This window comes from Alcaligenes sp. AB3, from assembly GCF_031844565.1.
In the GTDB taxonomy this organism is placed as follows: domain Bacteria; phylum Pseudomonadota; class Gammaproteobacteria; order Burkholderiales; family Burkholderiaceae_B; genus Alcaligenes; species Alcaligenes faecalis.
Genome location: NZ_JAUZVM010000010.1, coordinates 1 through 17,163, shown reverse-complemented (window position 1 = coordinate 17,163; position 17,163 = coordinate 1). Strand labels below are relative to the sequence as shown.

The window sequence follows — 17,163 nt, the reverse complement described above, 5'->3', positions numbered from 1 at the left end:
ATGGACGAGTAGGCCCTGGAGACAGGGTGGGCCCAGGTGCTGGGCCACCAACTGACGCGAGGGGTAGCGTCAGTTGGCAGTGACATCAAGTCAGATTACTTCTTGGCTTCAAAGCCCAGGATCGGGCTCAGGCTGGCGTTAAATGCCGCCACAGTGTCAGCGGAGCTGCGATCGGCCCACTTGGGCACCACGGTTTCGCTCATGACTTTCTTCAGCAGTTCGCGGTCAGCGTCTGTAGGCTTGACCAGAGTCATCTTGCCTTTCAGAGGCTGCGTGCAAGTGTCGGCGCCAGTGTTGCAGTCATAGCCTTCTTGCGTTTCCTTGGCAGCGGCCGCCCAGATCTCTTCGGTCATGGCCTTGATGTTGCTGGCCAGGAATTCCTGAACTTTGGGGTCCAGCTTGTTCCAGGTGCCCAGGTTGGCTGCGTGAATCTGCTGGTTCCAGTTGATGGGCATTTCGTACAGCTTGGAGCTGACTTCGTACCACTTGGCCGAGTAGCCGGACATGGAGCCGGTAATGGCGCAATCGACCACACCGTTTTGCAGGGCAGGAACCACTTCACCGAATGGGATGGTTACGCTGTTGCCGCCCAGAGCCTGAACGAATTCAGCCTGTGTACGGCTGCTGGTACGCACTTTCTTGCCTTTCAGATCGCTCAGGCCGTTGAAGTTGCCGTTGCAAAACAGAACCTGGGCCGGGTAGGTGGAAAAGCCCAGTACCTTGACGTTGTTTTTGGCGTAGAACTGTTCGTAAGCAGGGGTGAAGGCGTCGGTCAGCTTCTTGGCCATTTCGATATCGGGAGCCAGGCCAGCCAGGTCGATGGCTTCGTTAATGGAGTTGTCGCTGGCGAAGTAAGCCAGGGTAGCCGTACCAAAGGGAATCACGCCCTGACCGATCAAGCGCATGATTTCAGGACCTTTCAGGCCCATGTCGTTAAAGCCCTTGATATCAGCGGTGATCTGGCCACCGGACAGCTCAGGCACTTTCTTGGCCCAGAAGGGCTGCTCGGTGTTCTGGTAGGCGGTCAGGTTGCTCAAGCCACCGACAACTTTCAGGGAAGTCTTGGGCAGCTCCTGGGCCATGGCGGCAGAGCCCAGGGCCAGCGAGCCTAAAGCCAGGGAGGTCAGTACGATTTTTTTCATAAGGTGCTCCTAATAGCGGTCCAGCTGTATGGTTGATAGAGTGCGCTCCCTGTTTGCAGGGGCTGCATATTGAAACCAAAGGGGCGACCGGGGGTGCCGGTCAAATCTTGCTTACAGCGCGGCCAGCCGTGTGTTGGGCAGATCGGTAATCAACATATGGCCAGGGGCATGTGTGATACAAAACTGCGGCTTGGCCTGGGCAGCAACGGCTTGAGGGGTGACGCCGCAAGCCCAGAAAACGGGTAATTCGTCGGGGCCGACTGGCACTGCATCGCCATAGTCGGGTTGTTGCAGGTCGCTGATTCCAATCAGGGACGGGTCGCCGATATGAACCGGGGCACCGTGTACGGACGGAAAGCGCGAGGTGATCTGAATGGCACGAATGGCATCGGCCGCACGCATGGGGCGCATCGACACTACCAGGGGGCCAGACAGGCGCTGTGTACCCTGGGTCTGGATCGAGCTGCGATACATGGGCACGTTCACACCCGCGCTGATATGGCGCACATCAATTCCGTCGGCCAGCAGCGCTTCTTCAAAGGAGAAGGAGCAGCCAATCAGAAAGGACACCAGATCATCGCGCCAGACATCTTCGATGTTCAGCGGCTCGGCGCTGAGCTCGCCGTTCTGCCAGACACGGTAACGAGGGAAGTCCGTGCGCAGATCAATCGAGCCCCCCAAGGTTGGAACCTGGAATTGACCCGGCTCGGTCACTGCCAATAAAGGGCAGGGTTTGGGGTTGCGCTGACAAAACAGCAAGAACTCATCGGCCCAGTCTTTGGGGAGGATCATCAGGTTGGCCTGCACATAGCCCGCCGCCAGTCCTGCAGTAGGACCAGTATGGGTTTCTTGACGGATCAGCTCGCGGCATTTTTCGGCCTCGGGCGCCAACACAGGTAGGGTTTGCAGGTTCATGAATGACCACTCGCACAAAAGGGGGTTGATCACAGCATCGGATTGCAACCGATCGGATAATGTGTGTCCAATCGTATGTTTGAATCCAAGGCCATAAAGATTACTTATCGGACTGCACGTATTGTTGGGCGATCGCTTGCGCATGATCGGCGACGACGCGGGCAATATGACTGTCCGGCGAGTCCATCCAACAGGCAAAAAATTCGATCGCCGGCAGTGGCTGATCAACCTTCAAAAGACGCAGTTTTCCCTCGGAAAGCTCGTCTTTTATGACGTCCGGTGCAAGTACGCTTGGACCCATTGCGTGGCGCGTCATTTGCACGATTGTGCTCAGGGATGCGCTGCCAAAAATACGGGGGGATTTGACGCCGGCACGCAGCAGCGCTTCGCGTGTGGCCAGGTAAGGAACACTACCCGAGGGATAGGTGATTACAGGGTAAACCCCTAGCTCTGAAACACTGACTTTTCGGCCGTGCAGCTTCAATTCGGGGCTGGCGACCCAGCCTAACTGATAAGCACAAAGTCGAATGCACTGCTCTTTGGGGTCCTGACCCACGCCCACAATCATGGCCATGTCGATCTGGAAACTGGCCAGTTGCTGGCGCAGCACGCTCGTTGTGTCCACGTGGATTTCAATGACCAGGGAGGGGTATTCCTGATGCAGCTTGTCGATCAGTTCATGCAACCAGGTTTGCACAATGGTTTCAGCAACCCCCAGGCGCAGCAGGCCGCGAATGGCGTTTTGCTCTTTGGCCGCGCGCAGCATCTCGGTGCGCAAGTCCAGCATGCGCTGTGCGTGTGATAGTAGTTCCTGGCCTTTGTCAGTCAGTTTGATGCCCCGGGCGCCCCGATCAAACAGGCGCAGTTCCAGACTGGATTCCAGTCCGGCGATGCGCTGAGAAATAGACGGTTGGGTCGTGTTGAGTTTTTCGGCAGCCGCCCGGAAACCGCCAAGCTCGGCAACCCACACAAAGGCTTCGATCTGTTTGAGATCAATCATGTTTCCGGTCCAGAAAATAGGCAGTCTTATTATGCCTGATCGCTATTGGCGGTCAGAAGTAGAGCTGACGGATATTTTTCCGTATCTTTGTTTGATTGAACGCGCCCACCACTATAATTCGCCCATGACTTGCAAGATACTGATTGTGCGTACGTCCTCTTTGGGAGATCTGGTGCATATGCTGCCAGCAATCTCGGACATTGCACGCCATGTGCCCGGTGCACAAATTGATTGGCTCGTAGAAGAGAGCTTTGCTCAGATTCCAGGCTGGCACCCGGCAGTAAATGAAGTGATTCCGGTGGCGCATCGACGCTGGCGCAAGCAATGGTGGTCTGCCCAGACACGCCAGGAGCGCGCCGCCTTGCGCGAGCAACTGCAATCGCGCCAATACGATGTGGTGTTGGACATGCAGGCGCTGATGAAATCCATCTGGCTGGTGCGGCAGACTAAAGGCCGTCGTCATGGACTGGACTGGAAGTCCGCGCGTGAACCGCTGGCCTCGCTGTTTTACGATGTGCGTCATCGCGTCGGTTTCTGGCAACCTGCTGTTTTCCGCCAGCGCAGCTTGGCCGCTTCTGCCTTTGGCTATCAGTTTGAAGGCGCTCCTGATTTTGGTTTGCAGGGTTTGGCCGCGCAAGCCCCCAAGGATGAGGATCCTTACGCCATCATCATGCCTTCGGCCAGCCGCGACGATAAGCTCTGGGAGCCGGAGAACTGGCAGCAGGTCTTTGGCCGCCTGCAAGCTGAGGGCATGGCCCTGCGCCTGTTGGCTGGCAGCCCTGCCGAGTCCCAGCGTGCCGCGGCCCTGATTGCCGGGCGTAGCCAGGCGCAAGTGCTGCCACGAATGGATTTGACGCCCATTGCCCTGCAATTGGCCGGTGCGCAGGTGATGGTTGGGCTCGATAGCGGGTTGACGCATTTGTCGGCCGGTCTGGGCCGTCCTACGATAGGTATTTATAAAGCCTCGACCCCCGTGCGTACTCCCTTGGAAGGTTCCGCCTATACCGCCAGCCTGGGCGAGCGTGGGCATCCTCCTTCGGCAGAGACGGTGCTCTGTGCCATCGATCAGGCATTGGGACGGACGACGGCGCCAGAGGCCGGCTTGCTGGACTCGCAAAAGAACTAGTTTGAGCCTGGGTGCCAATTCGTTTTTTTGTCAGTCGGCTTTGTGCTTACAATACGCGATGCCAAGGGGCCTGCGGCCCCGCTTGAATACAGGCTTTTTGCTGCCTGGCATCGTTTCCTATATTTCCTCCTGGTAGTGCCAAGCCTGGCTTGGCCGCTGCTGGTTTCGCACCGAGGCTAAGCGGGTGAACCGATTTTTCTATACCGCCTCCATTCGTATTCTGGCTCCAGCCTTGATGGCCTGGATGGGCTTGCGTGCCCGCCGAGCGGGTGGCGAGTGGCAGGTGTTATCGGGCCCGCGCTTTGGTTTTTATGGTGCCCTGCCGGTACCCAGCAAAGCGCCGGTATGGGTGCACGCAGTCAGCTTGGGTGAGACACGTGCGGCCCAGCCTTTGATCCGTGCCTTGCTGGACCAGGGCGAAACGGTCCTGCTGACGCATATGACCGTTACGGGCCGAGCAGAGGGGGCAAGTGCATTTGCCGCCGAGATCGCAAGCGGACAGTTGCTGCAGCAATGGCTGCCTTACGACTTTCCCGGCTCTGTACGACGTTTTTTTGCGCATTACCGTCCATGTGCCGGGGTGTTGATTGAACGCGAAGTGTGGCCCAATCTGCTGGCTGCCGCACGCCGACAAGGTGTGCCCATGATGTTGGCCAGTGCCCGGTTCTCGGAAAGTGCGTTGCGCACCAGCTTGAAGGCGGGTTCGGTCATGCGCGAGGCATACCGCTCCTTCAAGCTGATTTACGCTCAAAGCCTGGCCGATGCGCAGCGTCTGGAGCTGGCAGGAGCACAAGGCGTGCGCGTATCTGGGAACTTGAAGTTTGATGTGGTCTTGCCGCAGGACAAGATTGCCCGTGGTCGTGGTTTTGCCAGTGATCTGGGACGACGTGTGGTGGTGATTGCCAGTACCCGCGAGACCGAACATGCCGATTTCATGGATGCGATTGCCCACTATTTGCGCCGCGAACGTGAACACGGCAGCGAGCTGCACAGTCCGGTCTTGTTTGTCGTTATTCCGCGTCACCCCGAGCGTTTTGAGGAAGCGGCAGATTATTTGAATCAGCTAGGTTTACGTTCAGTGCGACGTAGCGAACTGTTAAAGCAGGGCGATACCAGCACGAGTGCGATTCAAGCCTGTCGAGAGGTCGATGTGCTTCTGGGAGATACCATTGGCGAAATGCACTGGTACTACGGCCTGGCGCGCGTGGCCATTGTTGCGGGCAGCTTCCAGCCCCTGGGCGGCCAGAATTTCATCGAAGCCTGTGCAGTTGGTGTCCCTGTGATTGTGGGCCCGCATACTCATAATTTTGCCCAAGCCATGCAAGATGCCATGCAGGCAGGTGCCGCGATACGTGCCGCTACGCCAGCCGTGGCGCTGCAACAGGCATTGGAGCTGGTGGATGATCCAGCACGCCATCACAAGATGGCTGACGCGGGTCTGCATTGGGTTCAGATGCATGAAGGCGCAGTGCAGCGCGTACTTTCTGGATTGGCACAAATTCGCGATTAAATACCGAGCTGTTTATTAGCTAATAAGTATTTATTTTTACGTGTTTTTGAATTTGTGGTGAATTGAGGACAGCTTGCCTTGATTTGAATCAAGTTGAATAAAAAAAGCCCGCATTAAGCGGGCTTTTTTGAGATCTAAAAACTGATCGAAATCGATTTACAGTTTTTGGATGCTCTTAGCTTGTGGACCCTTTTGGCCTTCAGCCGACACGTACGAAACGCGCTGGTTTTCTTCCAAGGATTTAAAGCCCGTGCCCAAGATGTCGGAATGGTGAACGAAAAGATCTTTGCCACCGTTGTCGGGGGAGATAAAGCCGTAGCCTTTTTCGTTATTGAACCATTTCACGATACCGGTTTCTGTTTGCATTTCCTGCATTCCCTAAAAATGACGAGCAATCTGCTCAAAAAAGATTGTCAAGATGTAAAAATCAGGGCAATGAGTATTAGAAACAATACCGTATTGAACAAACTTCGACGAACTTGAAATCCTGCACCGCCAATCGTAGGGGGTATTTAACCTGTAAGTCAAGCTAAATCGACCCTTTGCGTGGTTTTCAGGCAGTGTTTGATCAACAATTACCACCAAGCTTGTTATCGCAACGGACCCCTCTGCGCCCCTCGTTAAAGTCCGTGGTATTTACGACCAAATTCAAGCGTAGCATGAAAGAAACCGGACTTGCTACCACAGTCGTAACGCGTGCCTTCATATTCATATGCATATACCGCACGACTTTCCAAAAGACTGGCAATTCCATCCGTTAATTGAATCTCTCCACCTACCCCCGCTTGAGTGCGTCGCAGGTGGTCAAATATTTCTGCCTCCAATACATAACGCCCTACAACGGCTTGTGTAGAGGGAGCTACTTCGGGTGCTGGCTTTTCAACAATTCCATTTAGCCGGGTGGCTTTGGAATCGACTAAATTACCCGAAACAATTCCATATTTATTTGTTTCATTTCTATTTACATTTTGTGTCGCCACAATACTGCCGTTGTATTGATGAGCTGCCTCGACCAGTTGCCGGGATACCGGCGTGGTGGCGTCGATCAGGTCGTCCGCCAGCAGGACCAGGAAGGGCTCATTGCCCACGATGGGGGCAGCGCACAGCACGGCATGGCCCAGACCCAGCGCGCGTGGCTGGCGGGTGTAAATACAGCTCACATGGCTGGGGATGATGTTCTGAACGGCGTCCAGCAATTCCAGCTTGTTCTTGCCTTCCAGCTCGTGCTCCAGTTCCGGGATGCTGTCAAAGTGATCTTCAATGGCCCGTTTGTTGCGGCCTGTAATAAAGATCAGCTCTGTGACTCCGGCGGCAACCGCTTCTTCGACAGCGTACTGAATCAGTGGTTTGTCGACGATTGGCAACATTTCCTTGGGCATGGCCTTGGTGGCCGGCAGAAAACGTGTGCCTAGACCGGCGACGGGGAAAACAGCTTTGCGTATAGGTTTCATAGTGTCGTCAATCGAGGATCAAGGTGAAGCTGGTGCGGGATGAGCCGGAGTTCCAAGTTGAATGGCATCCTGGTTTCGCTGCGAAAACTGTCGAGGCTCACGTCCCTGTTCACTGGGAGGTGTGCCGAAAAAGCCTTGTCCAAAAGCTAGAAGGGCGACGTTTGCCACCAGGATCAGTATGAAAAGCAGTCGCATCGCAGATGCCCTGAAAAATACAGTTCAACCCAAGATTGTACGGGTAGGGGAGTTTAAGTTCATCCGTTTTAATGCCAATCGTATCTAGGGGTCTCCCTGCTTGTCTGACGCTGAAAGCCCGTTGTGGAACCCATTCTGGCTTACAAATGGGCGGCAAACAGCGCCAAGCCACGCAAAGCAGGTGTTTCCAGCTCGTACAGCTGGGGTGCCTCTATATTGAGCAGGCGGCAATGGTGACTTAATTGTTCTAACAGTTCTTGCTGCGCCAGAGCGCGGCCACCGCCGGCCAGAAACACTAATGGGCCATGTCCAAGATGTTGACGGCCTTTTTCCCATTGCCGCAACACCGCCCCAGCCTGCGCCGCGGCCACCCCTGTACTGATAGCCGCTTGAGTATTGCGCGGGAACGCCGCTGTTTGTCCATGTGCCTCGGGAAGCTGCGCCGTATTTTGCTTGAGCGAAGCCAGCATCAAGCTGGGGCCGGGCAAGATGGAACCGCCCAAAAAGTGACGTACCTCGTTTTGCGCAGGCCCCAGCAAATCAATCGTTGTGGCAGTACCAAAGCTGATCAGCAAGGCCCCTTGTTCGGCCGGGTATTCCTGGGCCAGCAGATCGCTCAGCCCCAATAGGGAAGCCCAGCGGTCGGCGCCCAGTTGGCTGGCCTGCTCATAATCGTTGTGCAGCCCAAAAACCTGCTCTTGTGCCTGCAACCAGCGTACCGGACCCAAACCCAGACGGCTGACAGCGGCATCAATTTGTTTTTGCACCTGGGGACCTGCCACATTCACCCCTAGCGCTTGCACACCTTTTTGATTGGCGAATTCTTGCAAGGGGGCCTGGCCTGCTTCCAGCCAAACTGCCAATTGATCCAATTGGTCCGCATGCACGCTAACCGGCTGGCTTTCGCGCGCGCCGGTTAAAGGATGACACCACCCTAATTTGATGCGGGTATTGCCAGAGTCGATAAGCAGGGTCATGCCGGGTCGTCAGAGCTGAAAAGAGTGCAGTATAGCGATCAGCGTTGGGCGCGAACGGAAACTTCGCCCACCGTGACCGCACGTTCGGAACCATCGGGGTGGCGCAACAATAACTGCCCCGAGGTATTGATGCCCGTCACAATGCCAGTGTGCAGGACCTGGCCGTTGTCGATGATATGGACTTGCTGGCCAATCAGTGCATCAACTTGCGCGTAGCGTGTGGGCAGATCCGCGAAGCCTTGGGCCGTAACATGGTTCAGGCTCAGGTACAGACTTTGGGCAACCTTGGCCACAATGTCCGAACATCGTGCCAAGCTTGCTTGCTGGGAGTGTTCGGCAATGCTGCTCCAGTCCGCAATGGCGCGTTGGGTATTTTGGCTGATGGTTGTCGCATCGCGCAGATTCAGGCCTATGCCAATAATCACGACATGATGGTCACTGGAACTGGGCGCAGCGCTGGCGCGTGTTGCTTCGACCAGAATGCCGGATAGCTTGGCCTGATCCCACAGCACGTCGTTCGGCCATTTCATGGCCAGACGATTACGCACGGCAGGTTCCAGAAACTGGCGCAGCGCCTCTGTTGTTGCCAGACCGGACAGTGGCGAGAGCGTAGGCAGTTGTCGTGCCGGCAGAAAAATATCGAAGGCACAGGAAAACATCAGGTTTGCACCAACGCTGTTTTCCCAGGTGCGACCAGCACGTCCACGTCCACGGCTTTGCAGATGCGCGCCCAACAGCCAAGGACGCACACGCGGCCCGGATTCCTGGCGGGCCAGGGCGAGCAAATCCGCGTTGGTCGATTCGGTCGAGTCCACCCAGCGTATCTGGGGAAAATGGGGCAAGCGCGTACGCAGCTCTGCCATCATGTCGCGAGGGCTGGGTAGGGTGAATGCAGAAGAGGTATTCATGACAATCCGGTACACTGGATGAGTTAAACGTAATCTTATGTGATATTTGATCTGAGCATGTCTGAACGCGTAGATACAATCCAATTTTCCGGCCACGCCGGTGTTATTGACTGTGCTCTGGACTGGCCAGCAGGCGAGCCCAAGGGTTGGGCCTTGCTGCTGCATCCTCATCCTTTGCATGGTGGAGCACGTAATAACAAAGTCGTGACCACCTTGTCGCGCAGCGCCACACAACATGGTTTGCTGGCAGTACGCCCCGATTTCCGTGGTGTCGGAAAGTCTGCCGGGGAGTTCGACAGCAGCCGTGGCGAAACCGCCGATATGCTGGCCCTGATTGAGCAATTCCCATCGCATTTCCCGCAGTGGAGTTCCGGCCCATCCATGTTGGCCGGTTTTTCATTTGGCACCGCGGTCGCTGCCCAAGTGTATGCCAGCCTGCAAGAAGCGCAGGCGCCTTTGCCCGGTGCGTTCATCCTGACCGGCACCGCGGTCAACCGCTTCCGCTTCCGGGATGTCAGTCCGCCTGCCGACACTTTATTAGTACACGGTGAAACCGACGATGTTGTTCCCCTGTCGGAAGGCATGGACTTTGCGCGTGAGCATCAGTTGCCCATGGTCGTGCTGCCCGAGGCTGGCCACTTTTTTCATGGCAAGCTGATCCAGCTGCGCGAGCTGGTTAGCCGTCATTTGGCCGGGCTTGGAACCTAAGCCGGGTTTTGCTTTCAAATCGTTGCGTTTTCCTGTTCAGACTCAGGGGCCTTGCCCCTCACAGGCCCAGATGGCTCTGCCATAATGGGTTCTTTCCGCCACTGTCAAAGCAATCGATTTTTTCCATGACTTCTATTCAAAAATTTGCATCTCCAGTCCTCTCTCGTTGTGTGGTGGCTCTTGCCCTGGCGCTGCCTATGGTGGCTCAGGCACAAACTCAAACTCCTGCCCCGACAGAATCGGCTCAAGTGCTTGGCGCTCAGACGCCTGCCTTGCCAGGTGATTTGTCCGTTGTACCCGCACCTAGCCTGACGGCCCGTGCCTGGTTGTCCATGGACGTTAATAGTGGCCAGATCATCGCAGCAGAAGGGCTGAACGAACAGGTCGAGCCTGCCTCCCTGACCAAGCTGATGACGGCCTATCTGGTCTTTGATGCTCTGGAATCCGGTCGTCTGAAGCTGGATCAGACCGTTGTGATTTCGGACAAGGCATGGCGCACCGAAGGTTCGCGCATGTTTGTGAAGGTCAACTCTCAAGTGGCGGTGAATGATCTGTTGCAAGGCGTGATCGTGCAATCGGGTAATGACGCCTCTGTTGCTCTGGCCGAAGCCGTTGCCGGCAGCGAAGATGCATTTGCCGCCTTGATGAACGAAGAGGCCGCCAAGCTGGGTTTGACAGCTACACATTTCAAGAACTCCACCGGCTTGCCCGATCCCGAGCATCTGACGTCGGTGCGTGATCTGGGCGTGTTGTCCGCTGCGCTGGTTGCCCGCTTTCCTCAGTACCTGCACTACTACAGCCAGAAAGAGTACACCTATAACAATATCAAGCAGCCCAACCGTAACCGCCTGCTGTGGCTGGATAACACGGTTGATGGTCTGAAAACCGGTCACACCCAATCGGCCGGTTACTGCCTGGTGTCGACCGCCTTGCGCGATGGCCGTCGCGTAGTGTCGGTTGTGGTGGGCACGGCAAATGACGCCGCTCGTACAGAAAACAGCCTGAAGCTTCTGAACTGGAGCTTCCAGAACTTCGAAACCGTGAAGTTGTACGACGCCAGCAATCCTGCTGTTACCGCCCGTGTTTGGGAAGGTGAGGTCGAGAATGTAGGCCTGGGTACAGAAGGAGCCTTGTGGCTGACGGTTCCGCGCGGCAAGTCTTCGGAAATCAAACCTGTCGCCAACTATACCCAGCCCTTGCTGGCTCCGTTGAGCAAGGGTGACAAGGTCGGTACACTGACTTTGTCCTTGGACGGCAAAGTATTGGCAGAACAGCCTTTGCTGGTGCTGCAAGATGTGCCCGAGGCAGGCTTTTTCGGTCGTATGGCTGACAAAGTGCGCTTGATGTTTGAGTAATTCCTTGGTGCGAGGCTGAACCCTATGATTGCAGGCATTGACCCCGACAGCATTGTTTATTTGAACGGCGATTTCGTGCGCTTGGGCGAAGCGAAGATCTCGGTACTGGATCGTGGCTTCATCTTTGGCGACGGCATTTATGATGTCGTGCCTGCTTATCACGGGAAACCTTTCCGTATAGATGGACACCTGGGGCGCCTGGAGCGCAGTCTGGCCAAGGTGGGCATCACCAATCCTTTCACTCGACGTGAGTGGGAAAAGCTGGTGCTGGATATGCTGGCCCGTTCGGGCCGGGGTGCCGACTGCATGGTCTACATTCAGGTGACGCGTGGTGTTGCCAAGCGCGACCATGCCTTCCCCAGCAATGTGCCGCCCAGCATCTTCATCATGGTCTCGCCCTTCAAGCGTGTGCAGCAAGAACGCGAAACGGGTTTGAAGGCAGTGGCTATTGAAGATGAACGCTGGCTGCGTTGCGATATAAAATCCGTTTCTCTGCTGGGCAATGTGTTGGCCAAGCAGCAGGCGGTTGAAGCCGGCGTGGACGAGGTCATTCAGTTCAGAGACGGTTTTCTGACCGAAGGGGCCTCCTGCAATATCTGGATTGTGCGCGACGGCACTTTGCTGGCACCCATGCGCAACAATTTGATCCTGGAAGGGATTCGCTACAGTTTGATGGAAGAGCTTGCCGCCCAGGCGGGCATCGCTTTTCAGGCGCGTCAGATCTCTCGTGAAGAGGTCGACACTGCCGATGAGATCATGATGACGTCAGCTACCAAAGAGGTGCTGCCCATCGTTGTATTTAACGGTCAGCCCGTCGGTGACGGACGACCCGGCCCTGTCTTTGCCAAATTACGTGAAGGCTATGACAAGGCCATCAAGGCTGCGGAGCAAGCATGACCATTTCCCCCGAAGAATCGTTGATCGAATACCCCAGCGACTTTCCTATCAAAGTCATGGGCCAGACTCACGAAACCCTGCAAGACGAATTGCTGGCTATCGTGCTGGAACACGATCCAGGTTTTGACGCTGCCACCATTGAGGTGCGTCCCAGCAAGGCAGGCAACTACACGGGCCTGACTTTCACGGTGCGCGCCGTCTCGCGTGAGCAGTTGGATAATCTTTATCGTGCTCTGCATGCGCATCATCTGGTGCGTGTGGTGATGTAAAGCAGGGATCAGGCGTTCATGTCCGACTCAGTTCGTATCAAGTGGTTTGAGCGGCCTAGCGCCTATGAACCCATCTGGCAGGCAATGCGCGACTTTACCGAGCAGCGCGGGCCAGAGACTGCTGATGAAATCTGGCTTGTCGAGCACACGCCTGTCTACACGCAAGGACAGGCCGGCAAACCGGAACATCTGCTGAACCCCGGTGGCATCCCCGTGGTGCAAACCGACCGGGGCGGGCAGATTACCTATCATGGCCCTGGGCAGTTAATGGTGTACTGCCTGTTTGATCTGCGCCGGGTAGGCCTGTACGTCAAAGAATACGTACGCCTTTTGGAAGAGGCTGTTATTGCCTGTCTGACGCATTTTGGTGTCGAAGGGGCTTGCTGCAAGCCAGGGGCACCGGGTGTCTATGTACCGCAAGGGGTGGCAAGCCAGGAGTTGGCCAAGATTTCCGCATTGGGGATCAAGATTCGCAATGGCCGCTCTTACCATGGTCTGGCCTTGAATATAGGTATGGATCTAAGCCCATTTAGCGGTATCAATCCCTGTGGCTATGAAGGGCTGCAAACGACGGATATGCGTTCGCAAGGCGTCGTGGTCCCCATGGACGAGGTTGCACAGTATTTGTCTAATTATCTATCTCAAGCTATAGCTCTGCGCCTACAGGCAGCGGCAGCTTAAATAGCGCAGCGATAAAGCGCCGCATGGGGCGGCGCTCATCTTTATATTGTTATTTATTTGTCAAGGGCGGCCTCAGCTTCCGCTCCATTGCGGCGCGCGTTTTTCGATAAAGGCGTCTATACCTTCGCAGGCATCATTGCTCATCATATTGTCAGCCATGATCTGGCCGGCGTAGTCGTAGGCTTGTTCAATGGCCAGGCTGCGCTGGCGGTAGAACATGGCCTTGCCTGCACGGACGGCAACTGGACTCTTGGCCATGATGCTGTCGGCCAGTTTCTGTACGGTTTGATCCAGCTGGTCTTCGGCTACGGCGTAATTGATTAACCCCAGCTCTTGAGCACGTTGGGCGCTGATAAATTCGCCAGTCATCAGCATTTCCATGGCGGCCTTGGGTGGCACGCAGCGAGACAGGGCAACAGCGGGGGTGGAGCAGAACAGGCCGACATTAATGCCGGAAACCGCAAAGCGAGTGGACTCGGTGGCTACAGCCATATCGCAGGTAGCAACCAGCTGACAGCCCGCTGCGGTGGCCAGCCCTTGCACACGAGCAATCACTGGCACGGGCAAGGCCAGCACACCTTGCATGACGCGGCTGCAGCGGCTGAACAGATCCCGGTAGTAGTCGTGTTCGGGCTTGGAGCGCATCTGTTTCAGATCGTGTCCGGCACAAAAGGCCTTGCCTTCCGCCTGGATAATGACGCACTGCAAGCTGGGGTCCTGGGCCAGCTTGTCCAGAATGTGTTGTAAAGAGTCCAACACTTCTTCAGACAGGGCGTTGTACTTGGCGGGCCGGTTCAAGGTGATGCGGGCCAGTCCCTGATGCTGTTCCAGCAGGACGGGATCGGCGGGGTGCTCTTGTGACATGCAAGTCTCCGTACTTATAGTATGTGCAGGTTTTATTTTCGGGTGTTGCGGCATCGTTAGGTCGACCTCTATATTAGAGGGGTCTGGTACAAACTATCGCCCTTGTTCTAGGCGCTTGTAAAGCGAAGGGGCTACAATTGACCACTGCGCCCATCGTTTAGTGATGCTGCCCGCACGCTGTTTTTCTATTTAGACGCCTATGACCACCCCTACAGATACGTCCGTCGATTCCAAACCTACTGTGCGCCCTCGCGTTGTCGAATACGACGCAACGCAAAAGCAGAAGGCCGAGGCCAAGACCTCGCGCATTCCCATTAAGGTCGTGCAGGCAGAGCGTTTGAAAAAACCTGATTGGATTCGGGTGAAGGCGGCGGCACCGAACTCCCGTTTCTACGAGATCAAGGAAACACTGCGCGAGCACAAGCTGTTCTCGGTGTGTGAAGAAGCCTCCTGTCCCAATATTGGGGAATGCTTTGGCAAGGGCACGGCAACCTTCATGATCATGGGCGACAAGTGCACACGTCGTTGCCCATTCTGTGACGTGGGCCACGGTCGTCCCGATCCGCTGGACGAGAACGAGCCCGCCAACCTGGCCAAGGCTATTGGTGCCATGAAGTTGTCCTACGTGGTGATTACCTCCGTAGATCGTGACGACTTGCGTGATGGTGGCGCTGCCCACTTTGTGGAATGTATCCGCCAGGTGCGCGAGCACTCGCCCACTACGACCATTGAAGTGCTGGTGCCGGACTTCCGTGCACGTCTTGACCGTGCTTTGGGCATCCTGAATGCCTGCCCTCCAGATGTGATGAACCACAACCTGGAAACGGTGCCTCGCTTGTACAAGCAGGCGCGTCCGGGTTCGGATTACCACCACTCTTTGAAACTGCTGCAAGAGTTCAAAAAGTTGCATCCCAACATTCCAACCAAATCCGGTTTGATGGTTGGCTTGGGTGAAACCAACGAAGAGATTCTGGAAGTGATGCGCGATATGCGTGCACACGATATTGATATGCTGACCATTGGCCAGTATCTGCAACCGTCCGGGCATCACTTGCCCGTAATGCGTTACGTGACGCCTGACGAGTTCTTGATGTTTGAGCGTGAAGCCTATGCAATGGGCTTTACCCATGCCGCCGTTGGTGCCATGGTGCGCTCGTCCTATCACGCAGACCAGCAGGCACACGCTGCAGGGGTGCAACCTTAACAATAAGAGTACGGGTCTTTGTAAGACTTGGCTTTTATATTTGAAGAACCCGGCCTTGGCGCCGGGTTTTTTATGCCTGCCAGGATTTCAAGCACTGTCGATTCACGCCTGTCTGTTTTGACTTCAGGTTCCAGGGCCGGTAGAAGACCAAAGAGCCTTTAACGGCTCTTTGATCATGCTATCAATGGCAGTTTGGTTGTTTACTTGGATGGCGGGCTTCCCACCGTATCACTCTGGGCCAGGGCCTTGGCAGAAAGACTCTCTATATAAGGCTCCAGAACTTCGTCGTAATCTTCGACGCCCAAATACCAGGCTGTCAGGCCTTTGCTGTCTTGCTTGAGATCAGTCCAGCAGAATAAAGAGCGGTCAAAAGAGTCCTTGATGGTCTCGTTCACAAACTTGAATAACTCATCCAGCAAGGGCAGGCTGCTCGAAGGGACGGCAAATGGCGTTTCCCCCTGGAACTGCCAGGCATATTGTTCGAGCAGTTCGTTCGACCAAAGAGCATGTTGCTCTTGAGAGCTTAATTCTGGATTGGCAGGGCTTAAAGGCATGGTTCTGGATCAGGTAATGGGAACGGATGGTCAGGCGCCGGTGGCAAACCATTGTATGGGGGCGGCGCCTTGTTCTTTGAGCCACTCATTGGCTTGCTGGAAATGGCCGCAACCAATAAAGGGCACAGGGGGGCGGCGTGCAGCCAAGGGGGACGGGTGATTGGCCTTCAAAATCAGATAGGGCTGTTGGGAGTGCTGTTGAATCAAAGCCTCTTTGGCCTGAGCGTGTGCACCCCACAACATATAAACAATAGGGCGTGTAGTTTGCTGGGCCAGGTTCATCAGCAGGGAGTCAGTAATCTGTTCCCAACCTTTCTTGGCGTGAGAGGCAGGCAAACCATCTTCTACCGTTAGCGATGTATTCAACAGCAAGACACCTTGTCGGCCCCAGTTGCTCAGATCATGACTGCTGGGTAACGCTGTGTCGGGGTATTCCAGCTCCAGCTCTTTAAAGATATTGCGCAGACTGGGTGGAGCCGGGCAGGTGTCAGGCACAGAAAATGACAGGCCCTGTGCTTGATTGGGACCGTGATAAGGATCCTGGCCCAGAATCACTACGCTGACTTTCTGCAATGGCAGCAGTTCCAGTGCGCGGAAAGGGGCGGCCGGGTAAATAGAGGCACCATCCTGGCACTCCTTGTCCAACCACTTGGCCAGAGTTGCCAGTATGTCTTGCAGTTCCGGGCGATCCAATGTGGCACGCCAGTCGCTGGGAAGGCGGGCAGCTTGCGTCAGGATGTTCTCGGTCAGGAGATTGCCGGAGAGTATTTCTTCACCAATCAGGCTGAGCTGTGCCGCAGGGGCTTGAGAAGATGAGCGGGCCATAGTCTGCATACAGAGTTATTTGTCCGCCTATTGTAATAGGGGAGATGTGGCTTACCTATCTGCCTGGATGGGGTGTCTCTATATAGAGAGGGGTTTGTGGGTCAAAAGTAGGGCGATTGGTATGCCTCTATATATAGAGGGATGACCGGCGCTCTATATATAGAGTGTTGTAGACCAGATTCTAGATTAGCGGCCCATGGTGATAGCCGGGGTTTTGTGTAGCCTTCCCCTGAACTGCAACTGCTTTCTTATCTTTTCTGTCTGTCTGTCTGTCTGTCTGTCTGTCTGTCTGTCTGTCTGTCTGTCTGCGAAAACACTTTTGAGCAGGGGAATGCAGTGCGAAACAAGAGAATCGACGCAGAGCCGGAGAGGAAAAGCCCAGAATCCCCCTGTTCTACGCTGTGACTCCTCAGTGTTTCGCCTGTCAGTTCTGGTGCCGATCCAGCTATACATGAATGGCAGGCAAGTAAGTATCATTTAGTTTCATTTTAAATTGTTTATATATAACAATGGTCTAAGCAAAAAATCACTGTAAGCTACCTCTTTTACATGAAATGTTCAGGTAAAAAATCTTGCCAAGTC

At 55.3% G+C, this 17,163-nt stretch carries 18 protein-coding genes; 8 read left to right on the top strand and 10 right to left on the bottom strand.

Annotated features, from left to right (window positions below; translation table 11 throughout):
* Positions 1 to 95 precede the first annotated feature (95 nt).
* The 3 genes from Q9R35_RS16235 to Q9R35_RS16225 form a co-directional block, all read right to left on the bottom strand.
* A complete protein-coding gene (locus Q9R35_RS16235; RefSeq protein ID WP_042484573.1) occupies positions 96 to 1,142 on the bottom strand; it encodes a TRAP transporter substrate-binding protein in 1,047 nt (348 codons plus the stop codon).
* A gap of 111 nt (positions 1,143 to 1,253) precedes the next feature.
* The gene (locus Q9R35_RS16230) at positions 1,254 to 2,057 is read right to left on the bottom strand and encodes a putative hydro-lyase (RefSeq protein ID WP_026483783.1); all 804 of its coding nucleotides are present in this window, start codon (positions 2,055 to 2,057) and stop codon (positions 1,254 to 1,256) included.
* 100 nt (positions 2,058 to 2,157) lie between these two features.
* On the bottom strand, positions 2,158 to 3,057 hold the full coding sequence (locus Q9R35_RS16225) for a LysR family transcriptional regulator (protein ID WP_026483782.1): 900 nt from the start codon (positions 3,055 to 3,057) through the stop codon (positions 2,158 to 2,160).
* Positions 3,058 to 3,181: 124 nt separating this feature from the next.
* On the opposite strand from Q9R35_RS16225, the gene waaC reads away from it, so the two are divergent.
* Both waaC and Q9R35_RS16215 read left to right on the top strand, forming a co-directional pair.
* A complete protein-coding gene (waaC, locus tag Q9R35_RS16220; protein WP_311220123.1) occupies positions 3,182 to 4,183 on the top strand; it encodes a lipopolysaccharide heptosyltransferase I in 1,002 nt (333 codons plus the stop codon).
* Positions 4,184 to 4,367: 184 nt separating this feature from the next.
* Entirely contained in the window at positions 4,368 to 5,693 is a 1,326-nt protein-coding gene (locus Q9R35_RS16215) for a 3-deoxy-D-manno-octulosonic acid transferase (protein WP_042484569.1), read from the top strand.
* 156 nt (positions 5,694 to 5,849) lie between these two features.
* Here the strand turns inward: Q9R35_RS16215 and Q9R35_RS16210 are convergent, their stop codons facing one another.
* The 4 genes from Q9R35_RS16210 to Q9R35_RS16195 form a co-directional block, all read right to left on the bottom strand.
* Complete coding sequence (locus tag Q9R35_RS16210; protein ID WP_026483779.1) at positions 5,850 to 6,059, bottom strand: cold-shock protein; 210 nt, start codon at positions 6,057 to 6,059, stop codon at positions 5,850 to 5,852.
* 254 nt (positions 6,060 to 6,313) lie between these two features.
* Positions 6,314 to 7,144, bottom strand: a complete 831-nt coding sequence (gene galU / locus Q9R35_RS16205) for a UTP--glucose-1-phosphate uridylyltransferase GalU (protein ID WP_035268525.1) — start codon at positions 7,142 to 7,144, stop codon at positions 6,314 to 6,316.
* Positions 7,145 to 7,479: 335 nt separating this feature from the next.
* Complete coding sequence (locus Q9R35_RS16200; RefSeq protein ID WP_045930591.1) at positions 7,480 to 8,316, bottom strand: type III pantothenate kinase; 837 nt, start codon at positions 8,314 to 8,316, stop codon at positions 7,480 to 7,482.
* Positions 8,317 to 8,354: 38 nt separating this feature from the next.
* On the bottom strand, positions 8,355 to 9,224 hold the full coding sequence (locus tag Q9R35_RS16195) for a biotin--[acetyl-CoA-carboxylase] ligase (protein ID WP_042484559.1): 870 nt from the start codon (positions 9,222 to 9,224) through the stop codon (positions 8,355 to 8,357).
* Between the two features lie 57 nt (positions 9,225 to 9,281).
* Here Q9R35_RS16195 and Q9R35_RS16190 point away from each other — a divergent pair, with 57 nt between their 5' ends.
* The 5 genes from Q9R35_RS16190 (at position 9,282) to lipB (ending at position 13,134) form a co-directional block, all read left to right on the top strand.
* A complete protein-coding gene (locus Q9R35_RS16190; RefSeq protein ID WP_063691083.1) occupies positions 9,282 to 9,932 on the top strand; it encodes an alpha/beta hydrolase in 651 nt (216 codons plus the stop codon).
* Positions 9,933 to 10,057: 125 nt separating this feature from the next.
* A complete protein-coding gene (locus tag Q9R35_RS16185; RefSeq protein ID WP_042484552.1) occupies positions 10,058 to 11,287 on the top strand; it encodes a D-alanyl-D-alanine carboxypeptidase family protein in 1,230 nt (409 codons plus the stop codon).
* A gap of 24 nt (positions 11,288 to 11,311) precedes the next feature.
* Positions 11,312 to 12,184: a D-amino acid aminotransferase gene (locus tag Q9R35_RS16180; protein ID WP_009460109.1), complete on the top strand. Its 873-nt coding sequence runs from the start codon at positions 11,312 to 11,314 to the stop codon at positions 12,182 to 12,184.
* Complete coding sequence (locus Q9R35_RS16175) at positions 12,181 to 12,453, top strand: DUF493 family protein (protein WP_009460108.1); 273 nt, start codon at positions 12,181 to 12,183, stop codon at positions 12,451 to 12,453. Before Q9R35_RS16180 ends, Q9R35_RS16175 begins: the two co-directional genes overlap by 4 nt.
* Before the next feature lie 18 nt (positions 12,454 to 12,471).
* On the top strand, positions 12,472 to 13,134 hold the full coding sequence (gene lipB, locus Q9R35_RS16170) for a lipoyl(octanoyl) transferase LipB (RefSeq protein WP_063691085.1): 663 nt from the start codon (positions 12,472 to 12,474) through the stop codon (positions 13,132 to 13,134).
* 72 nt (positions 13,135 to 13,206) lie between these two features.
* Here lipB and Q9R35_RS16165 read toward each other — a convergent pair whose 3' ends face one another.
* Complete coding sequence (locus tag Q9R35_RS16165; protein ID WP_311220122.1) at positions 13,207 to 13,998, bottom strand: enoyl-CoA hydratase; 792 nt, start codon at positions 13,996 to 13,998, stop codon at positions 13,207 to 13,209.
* 199 nt (positions 13,999 to 14,197) lie between these two features.
* On the opposite strand from Q9R35_RS16165, the gene lipA reads away from it, so the two are divergent.
* Positions 14,198 to 15,202 carry a lipoyl synthase gene (lipA, locus tag Q9R35_RS16160; RefSeq protein WP_021447088.1) on the top strand — a complete coding sequence of 335 codons (1,005 nt, stop codon included), beginning with the start codon at positions 14,198 to 14,200 and terminating at the stop codon, positions 15,200 to 15,202.
* Positions 15,203 to 15,402: 200 nt separating this feature from the next.
* Here lipA and Q9R35_RS16155 read toward each other — a convergent pair whose 3' ends face one another.
* Both Q9R35_RS16155 and Q9R35_RS16150 read right to left on the bottom strand, forming a co-directional pair.
* Positions 15,403 to 15,756, bottom strand: coding sequence for a hypothetical protein (locus Q9R35_RS16155; protein WP_042484540.1), 354 nt, complete (start codon positions 15,754 to 15,756; stop codon positions 15,403 to 15,405).
* Positions 15,757 to 15,786: 30 nt separating this feature from the next.
* The gene (locus tag Q9R35_RS16150) at positions 15,787 to 16,581 is read right to left on the bottom strand and encodes a uracil-DNA glycosylase (protein ID WP_230940652.1); all 795 of its coding nucleotides are present in this window, start codon (positions 16,579 to 16,581) and stop codon (positions 15,787 to 15,789) included.
* Positions 16,582 to 17,163 lie beyond the last annotated feature (582 nt).

Bases quoted from the DNA above. Each gene is read 5' to 3' on its own strand.
- Q9R35_RS16235 (WP_042484573.1), bottom strand. From the start codon at position 1,142: ATGAAAAAAATCGTACTGACCTCCCTGGCTTTAGGCTCGCTGGCCCTG.
- Q9R35_RS16230 (WP_026483783.1), bottom strand. From the start codon at position 2,057: ATGAACCTGCAAACCCTACCTGTGTTGGCGCCCGAGGCCGAAAAATGC.
- Q9R35_RS16225 (WP_026483782.1), bottom strand. From the start codon at position 3,057: ATGATTGATCTCAAACAGATCGAAGCCTTTGTGTGGGTTGCCGAGCTT.
- waaC (WP_311220123.1), top strand. From the start codon at position 3,182: ATGACTTGCAAGATACTGATTGTGCGTACGTCCTCTTTGGGAGATCTG.
- Q9R35_RS16210 (WP_026483779.1), bottom strand. From the start codon at position 6,059: ATGCAAACAGAAACCGGTATCGTGAAATGGTTCAATAACGAAAAAGGC.
- galU (WP_035268525.1), bottom strand. From the start codon at position 7,144: ATGAAACCTATACGCAAAGCTGTTTTCCCCGTCGCCGGTCTAGGCACA.
- Q9R35_RS16200 (WP_045930591.1), bottom strand. From the start codon at position 8,316: ATGACCCTGCTTATCGACTCTGGCAATACCCGCATCAAATTAGGGTGG.
- Q9R35_RS16195 (WP_042484559.1), bottom strand. From the start codon at position 9,224: ATGAATACCTCTTCTGCATTCACCCTACCCAGCCCTCGCGACATGATG.
- Q9R35_RS16190 (WP_063691083.1), top strand. From the start codon at position 9,282: ATGTCTGAACGCGTAGATACAATCCAATTTTCCGGCCACGCCGGTGTT.
- Q9R35_RS16185 (WP_042484552.1), top strand. From the start codon at position 10,058: ATGACTTCTATTCAAAAATTTGCATCTCCAGTCCTCTCTCGTTGTGTG.
- Q9R35_RS16180 (WP_009460109.1), top strand. From the start codon at position 11,312: ATGATTGCAGGCATTGACCCCGACAGCATTGTTTATTTGAACGGCGAT.
- Q9R35_RS16175 (WP_009460108.1), top strand. From the start codon at position 12,181: ATGACCATTTCCCCCGAAGAATCGTTGATCGAATACCCCAGCGACTTT.
- lipB (WP_063691085.1), top strand. From the start codon at position 12,472: ATGTCCGACTCAGTTCGTATCAAGTGGTTTGAGCGGCCTAGCGCCTAT.
- Q9R35_RS16165 (WP_311220122.1), bottom strand. From the start codon at position 13,998: ATGTCACAAGAGCACCCCGCCGATCCCGTCCTGCTGGAACAGCATCAG.
- lipA (WP_021447088.1), top strand. From the start codon at position 14,198: ATGACCACCCCTACAGATACGTCCGTCGATTCCAAACCTACTGTGCGC.
- Q9R35_RS16155 (WP_042484540.1), bottom strand. From the start codon at position 15,756: ATGCCTTTAAGCCCTGCCAATCCAGAATTAAGCTCTCAAGAGCAACAT.
- Q9R35_RS16150 (WP_230940652.1), bottom strand. From the start codon at position 16,581: ATGGCCCGCTCATCTTCTCAAGCCCCTGCGGCACAGCTCAGCCTGATT.